Below are 6,485 nucleotides of genomic sequence, written 5' to 3'. Positions count from 1 at the left end.
AACTATGCACGTCTCCCCGGCAAAGCCGGGGGATTTCCCAATAGATTAAAAAAATTGGATTATCCCGAAGGGCAAGATCAGGCCAACTTTGACGGGCGCTTTCTGACAATTGCCTTGGCATTTGAAAAGCACCGGCACAAGAATTGGGATTTTGTCGTCACATCCCCCAACATTTCCAAAGTCCATCCGGTAGTCCGTTCTTGTTCTGAATCGGCTTACAAGCATAAAAACTTGGCCACCCTTGGCCGTTTCTTCAAAGGCCGTTACGTTGAGGGCTATCACTCTGCCGACACTAACGGCAAGCCATCCGATTTCTATTCCATCCTGCGCAAAAGGATTCCGGCTTATGTTTTCGATCTTTACCAGTCAACTGCTACCGGCCAGCATTCAGACACGATTGCGGGCCAGTCGCTATTTAAGGACCCTAAAATATTGGGGCTGCTTGTTTTCCTGGTACTTGTCATTATTGCTGCCATCAGTATGGGCACTCCTAAAATCGTCGATAAGACTTTGCACAACACACATACTGAAACCGTCCCTGCATCTGGTGCTGTGGATTCTAAAAAGGCTGGGTCTGCTCCTGGTGCGTCTCCTGGTTTTCGTCCTGCTGTTGTGGGGTCTGGCGCTGTCCCTGCGCTTCCTCCTCGTCTCCGCTTCTTGACGGCCTCTCAGAAAATCCTCATCACTGGCACTTACTCAGTGGGTAGCCGCAAGCATTTCTTCTTGCGTGTGTTCCTCAATGGTGGCCAGTATTTCGAACTGTCCGACTCCCAAGCTGCTGGGCTTGGCCTCTCCGTCTCCCAATTGACGCCCTGTTACTTTATCTTGTCAGCGGGGGGCGTAACCTCCTATGCGTTCTGTGAAGAAGAACTGCCGCCCGATAGCAAGGCAGATGCCTCGCCAGCGAATTCAACGCAAGTTGCATCCAGTCAGCCAGAGGGGGCTGCCCCGCCCTAGCGGGCGCAGCCTGCGAAGCCCGCGCCGGGCGGGGCAGCCCTGATTGTGTTGTTGATCTGTGTGGGTTTGCGAGGAGGGGGCAGGGGGGCAACTGGTGGGTTTTAGGTGTTCTGGATCCCAGTGTGGGTTATGGGCTTTCTGGTCTTTTCCAGCTTTCCACCACCACCTGTATAAAAAATATTCTAATTTCTCAATCTCAATTCTGATTAACAACTGTTCAGGTCAATAACGCAATAAACATGCCATCGATGAACGGTATATTTTCATGCTGGGGTTTACCCTAATTCCGCCTAAATTGAGATGCACAAATAAGGTGCACTCATGAAATATGACTGGTTTTGTGGGTATTGGATGCGGTTCTCGTTTGAATGCTTGAGCTGGGGACTTTCCTTTTTGCCTTAGCCTGCGGCGGCGGGCGATGGCTGGCATGTGGCCAAGTGTGTTGGCATTCTTGAAAGTAGCGGCGGGGAGTATCTGAAATGTGTAACAGTTTCCAACCCGCGTAATCCGGCGTAGCCGCTTCGGCATCGCCAGAATCTGGCACTACCGCGCTCCGTAAGCCTTCGTAGTTAATCCTTTGTCCGTGGCTTGCCGTTTGTTGTCCAGGGAATCCCTGCCAGCCCGCCACCCTGAAAGCCTCTTGCGCTGGTAAGCGCATCTTTTTGGGTGTTTCCTGGTCGCGGTTTTTACCGGTCGAATAGACACAGGCAAGTCGATCTTGTGTTCTTCCTGGTCCGGTCGCTTTTGGGGCGGTGGCTGCCCCTGTTGTTTGCCCCTGGCCGCCCGCTTGCGGGCGGCCTCTCTTCGACGGCGGCCAGCGGCCGCCGTCTCTTCTTCGGTGGTTGTTCGGAGTTGGGTTGGGGCGGGGCAGGCCGCCAGCATAACCACGTTGTGGGGAGGGTGTCCCGGATCGCTGGCGATGCCTGCGAGTGCCAGCCTTGTCCTGCGTGCAGGGCAAAATATGGATTGGCACCGATGGCAGCGCAAGCGTGGACGGTGCAACAGTGGCACAACGCGCGTGGGCTTGTGGGCGCTTGTGGTTCTGCTGGTGGCTTGGCCTCCCGGTTTTCCTGGCTGTGGGGTGCGGGGAAACCCCGCCCGGCTGGAAGCCGGAAGGGCAAGGGATGTGCAGGGCTTGGCCGCCATGGCGGCTGGAGCGCAGCGCAACCCGTAGCAGCCCGGTTGCGCAGCAATGCCCCCTCTTTGAATTGCCTTTTCAGCAGCACAGGAAAAAAAATGTGTTTGTGCCGGTGTCTTGTAACACCGGCACTTTGTCCCATGAGTGGGAAAACATGGGAAAAACGGGCATTTTCTGTTAGATTTTTATACTCAAATTAGGGTTAACCCTAGGTTTTTCGTTAAGTGTGCGTTCATATTTCTATATAATATTTGATCACTGCACCAAATAAGTGCAAAAACTAGCTTAAAAACTGAACATTTTGGGTGTATTTTTGGGACAAACAGGCCATTGCGGGCTTGAAAACAAGCCCGCAATGGCATTGTCCACGAAGTTTTTTTGTTCAAAGTGGGGTGGGGAGTTTGGAAGCTGGAATTTCAGTATCCGCATCCTATCCCGTGAACACCAGTTCAAGGCAAAGCCTATTTCCTAGGCTTGCAGTTGAATGCCTTGTCCTTGAAGTATTTCCGTTTCTCCTCCAGTTGGTCATATTCACTGGCGGCATATCCGGCGCGCATCCTGCTTTCATAATAATCTGCTTGCCTTGTGTAGCATTGGCAACGTGTTTCATTCCTGTTGTCGTTTTCGTCACTCAGATATTGGCACTGGTCGTTAATGTTTGCATAGCCATTGCCTGCGCTGAAGGCAACCATGACGGCAACGAATGGGATGCATTTTTTCATGGGGGGTTTACTTGTCTTTTATTGGTTGTGGGGCAGGCTGATTATCCGTTTCAGTTCCTGGCAAGGTAAATCCGTAGGCAATACCGTCCGCCTATTGGCAATTTTCCATCTTGGCTTTGTTGGTATGATGAACCTGACATGAACAATTACAAGCAACCGTATGGAAAGCAAACCTCAAACTTCTGATCCTGATTACCAGCGCCGCCTTGCTTATGGTTATTGTGGGGGCGTTCCCATGTCGCATGATTTGCGTAATGATGAATGCGAACAAAAACCGAAAGAGGGCAAGGGCAGGGAAGAGGTTGAAATCCTCCTGGATGAAAGCCAATTGCAGGAATTGCCCAAAGTTTCGGTGATGTCTTGGGAAGTTAAGTTTTTAGCTTCCACCCTGGTGGTGAAACTCTGGTTTCTTGACCCGCCCAACGGATTACAATCTCAGGTGGTGGTGTTGCCAGCCGCCGCTGCAACTCAGCCTTTAGTGAAAATACTTGAAGTGGTGAGCCGGAAAGTTGGTGTGCAAGTTCCATTGCCCAAGGTGAGCACTTGATCATGTCCTGGCTGTAACGTGTTCCATCCGGGTCGACCAGGTACAATTCATCGTACCAAGCCCAACCTTTCCAAGGTGTGATAAGCCTTCTTGTGTCCATTAGAAATTCCCCTGATCAAAAGGGATGGCATAGTCCATTGCCGCAGTGTTTTGGAATGGAAATTTCCACTCTGGGTGACAAGCAGTAAGCTTGCTACAAAGATAATCGCCAATTTCGCATAATGTGTATTATGTTAAATAAACATAATATGTATGTTATGAACTAAGATGAAATGATCTTGTCTAAATAGTTTACATGGGGCGTTCACGTTGACATGGTCTATACTGTAAAGGGTCTAGTCAAAGCTAAGTGGTGTTGCCCCAATGAATGGAGAAACTTTCAATATGGAATTGTCAGGTTGTTTCGTTACATATCAGCATCAGGCGCACCATCAAAGCAAACCGTTTCATAAACATGACACCCTATCCTGCCCGGTCTGTTCGAGCGCCACTGCTTTGGTCAAAAGCCGTCTTCCCCGCTTCCGCAAACTATTTACCCACAAGAAGCTTTATTTTTGCCGACAATGTAAAACCCAATTCTGGGCAAACTAGGTTTTGCAAAAGCGTTCGCAGATCGGTGAATCGTCGGGGTTTTCCACACTCCGCACGATTGTGTCCACAAACGCGTTAAGCTCGTCCATGCTGATGACGCTGAGGATACGGTTCATCACATCAGGGCTTACCTGTGCGAGGGTTTGTTTCCCTCCGGATAATTGCAGGTAAATACCTGCGGCGCTTTTGGAGCTTTCATCTTCAAGCCCTGCTTCCAACACAGCCTGATCCTCTGTGCTCAACTCATCGTAGAGTGCGTCCAATTCATCCCAAAGCCCATCATCAATAACGCCTTCGGAAATTTTCAGGATTATGGCTTTCTGCACAGGCTCAATGTCTTGTTCGTAGTCAAGATTGTGCTCACGCAATACCTGGATAAATTTGTCAGCGACCTTAGAAGTAAAAAAAAGATATTCCAACACATCATTCATATAATGTCATAACCTATTGATTTTCACTGTTTGCAACCTGTAGCAATATTTTATCCATCCACCGCTCAGGCAAAAACCGCCGCAATGCCCAAAATAAATGCGCAGGCATGGTTACCGGGTAACGCGCTTTAGGATTTGGGCTTTCCAATGCGCAAATGACCTTTTTCAACACGGCTTCCGGCGGTAAGGTGAATGGCGCTGCCGGCCCCTCTTTTTCCAAACGGCGAATGGCACCCTGATACTTGAGGCGGTGTACGCTCTGGTCGATATTGACGTGTTCTTTCAGGGACTGCAAGGCATTGATGCGGAAAGAACTTTCGATAGGCCCCGGTTCAATCAGGCAAACCTTGATGTCGGTGTCCGCCAATTCCAGCCGCAAAGTATCCGCTATGCCTTCAATCGCATATTTGCTGGCGTTGTAGGCACCACGGAACGGCAACGCGATATAGCCAAGAATAGAGCTATTGTAAATGATGCGCCCTTCGTTACGCTGGCGCAGGATTGGCATCAGCATGTTCGTCAACTGGTGCCAACCAAACACATTGACGGCAAACTGCCTTTCCAAGGCTTCGCGGGAAATGTCTTCCAGCGCGCCAGCCTGGCCGTAAGCCCCATTATGGAATACAGCATACAGTTCGCTGTTGGTGCGCAACATCAGCTCATAAACCGCATCCTGCACGCTTTCCGGATCAGCAAGATCCAACTGTAGGGTTTTAAAACCCTCCCCTTCCAAACGCTCGACATCTTTTTCCTGGCGGGCAGAGGCAAAAACCTGGTAACCGCGCTCGCGCAAGCCTTTCGCCACACAGTAGCCGATGCCGCTGGAACAGCCGGTAATCAGTACGTTACGCATGTTTCCTTTAATCCTTGCTTATGAAGGGAGGAATGTAGCGTGATTCATTGAATTCAAGCAATGCCACCTCTATTATTACCATGTTCTAATATACAGTAATGGGATAAAAATATGCCTATCTATGCTTATCAATGCAACTCATGTGGCCACGAATTGGAAGCCCTGCAGAAAATGTCGGATGCCCCCCTAACTGATTGCCCATCCTGCAATACGGCATCACTGACAAAAAAAGTGACCGCGGCTGCGTTTCGTTTGGGTGGGGGCGGCTGGTATGAAACAGACTTTAAAAGCGGAGGCAAAAAAAATCTTGCCACCAATGATGCGCCATCGGCAGCTTGTGGGACAGGGGCCTGCCCCGCCTGCAAGGCCGACTAACCCTGCCTGTTTTGCCGGGTTTTTACCCGGCACTCCGCTTTCCGGCCACTCATCGGAAAAAATAAGGCGCTGATTGCGTCTTTCATATCGACCAGAATAAAATAATGGGGGTTGCTTAATTACAACAATAAAAGGTCACAAGCATTATGAAAAAATCCATTCTGTTCGCAGCCATGTTGGCTGCCTTCACAAGTTCTTCCGTGTTTGCTGGTGGTGGTTCACTGTTTGGGGGTTCTAGCGAAGAAGGTGCAGGCACTATGTATGGTGGTGCCAGTATTGGCAAAACCAGCGACGGCACCTGTAATTCCGTAAAAGACGAAGCGGGTGCGTTATTAGGTAATATTGATTGCCCTACCCCTAGCGGCTGGAAGGTTTTTGGTGGTTACAAAGTTACACCAAACTTGGCCGTGGAAGGCGCTTATGTCGATTTTGGCGATGGCGGCTCAAGCGGAATCATCCCTGTCATTGCTGGCGTCAATAATGTCGCCAATGGGGCTTCCATTTCCACGCAAGCAACGGGTTTTAACGTATCTGGCGTCGCCAGCACTGCCGCCACTGATGAAATCAGCCTGTTCGGCAAAGCGGGTTTAATGGCATGGAATAAGGACACGACTGCCACAGTCCAGCAGGTTGGCGTCAAAAATGCGACAGTTACCCAAGAATCCAGCACTGATGGCGTTGATCTTTCTCTCGGGGCAGGCGCTGAATATAAAATCAATGATAACTGGGGTGTTCGTGGTGAAGTTGAGCACTTCGATGGCCTGAACGCCAACCTGTACTCTGTTGGCGCAACTTTCTCAACTTTCTAAACCCTGGAATCCCGCATCCACCCCCCTTTCCATCTGGTCAAGGGGGGGCATAAAAGAGGATA

At 50.1% G+C, this 6,485-nt stretch carries 8 protein-coding genes; 5 read left to right on the top strand and 3 right to left on the bottom strand.

Annotation, left to right across the window (positions count from 1 at the left end; translation table 11 throughout):
• The coding region (locus VSS37_RS18725) for a zonular occludens toxin domain-containing protein (RefSeq protein WP_324697666.1) at positions 1–957 on the top strand (957 nt) is incomplete at its 5' end.
• A 961-nt stretch (positions 958–1,918) separates the two neighbouring features.
• Positions 1,919–2,131, top strand: a complete 213-nt coding sequence (locus VSS37_RS18720; protein WP_324697665.1) for a hypothetical protein — start codon at positions 1,919–1,921, stop codon at positions 2,129–2,131.
• A gap of 425 nt (positions 2,132–2,556) precedes the next feature.
• Here VSS37_RS18720 and VSS37_RS18715 read toward each other — a convergent pair whose 3' ends face one another.
• Positions 2,557–2,817 carry a hypothetical protein gene (locus VSS37_RS18715; protein ID WP_324697663.1) on the bottom strand — a complete coding sequence of 87 codons (261 nt, stop codon included), beginning with the start codon at positions 2,815–2,817 and terminating at the stop codon, positions 2,557–2,559.
• Between the two features lie 160 nt (positions 2,818–2,977).
• Here VSS37_RS18715 and VSS37_RS18710 point away from each other — a divergent pair, with 160 nt between their 5' ends.
• Positions 2,978–3,364 (top strand): hypothetical protein, encoded by a 387-nt coding sequence (locus VSS37_RS18710; protein ID WP_324697661.1) that lies wholly within the window; start codon positions 2,978–2,980, stop codon positions 3,362–3,364.
• Positions 3,365–3,951: 587 nt separating this feature from the next.
• Here the strand turns inward: VSS37_RS18710 and VSS37_RS18705 are convergent.
• Both VSS37_RS18705 and VSS37_RS18700 read right to left on the bottom strand, forming a co-directional pair.
• Positions 3,952–4,386 (bottom strand): hypothetical protein, encoded by a 435-nt coding sequence (locus tag VSS37_RS18705; protein WP_324697660.1) that lies wholly within the window; start codon positions 4,384–4,386, stop codon positions 3,952–3,954.
• Positions 4,387–4,399: 13 nt separating this feature from the next.
• Positions 4,400–5,239 carry an SDR family NAD(P)-dependent oxidoreductase gene (locus VSS37_RS18700; RefSeq protein ID WP_324697659.1) on the bottom strand — a complete coding sequence of 280 codons (840 nt, stop codon included), beginning with the start codon at positions 5,237–5,239 and terminating at the stop codon, positions 4,400–4,402.
• A 111-nt stretch (positions 5,240–5,350) separates the two neighbouring features.
• On the opposite strand from VSS37_RS18700, the gene VSS37_RS18695 reads away from it, so the two are divergent.
• Together VSS37_RS18695 and VSS37_RS18690 are read left to right on the top strand one after the other, a co-directional pair.
• On the top strand, positions 5,351–5,614 hold the full coding sequence (locus VSS37_RS18695) for an FmdB family zinc ribbon protein (RefSeq protein WP_324697658.1): 264 nt from the start codon (positions 5,351–5,353) through the stop codon (positions 5,612–5,614).
• Between the two features lie 146 nt (positions 5,615–5,760).
• Complete coding sequence (locus VSS37_RS18690; protein WP_324697656.1) at positions 5,761–6,423, top strand: outer membrane beta-barrel protein; 663 nt, start codon at positions 5,761–5,763, stop codon at positions 6,421–6,423.
• Positions 6,424–6,485 lie beyond the last annotated feature (62 nt).

Source organism: Candidatus Thiothrix phosphatis (assembly GCF_035668035.1).
Classification (GTDB): domain Bacteria; phylum Pseudomonadota; class Gammaproteobacteria; order Thiotrichales; family Thiotrichaceae; genus Thiothrix; species Thiothrix phosphatis.
Note: the sequence above shows the minus strand (reverse complement) of the source record. Positions and strands in the feature narration are given on the sequence as shown.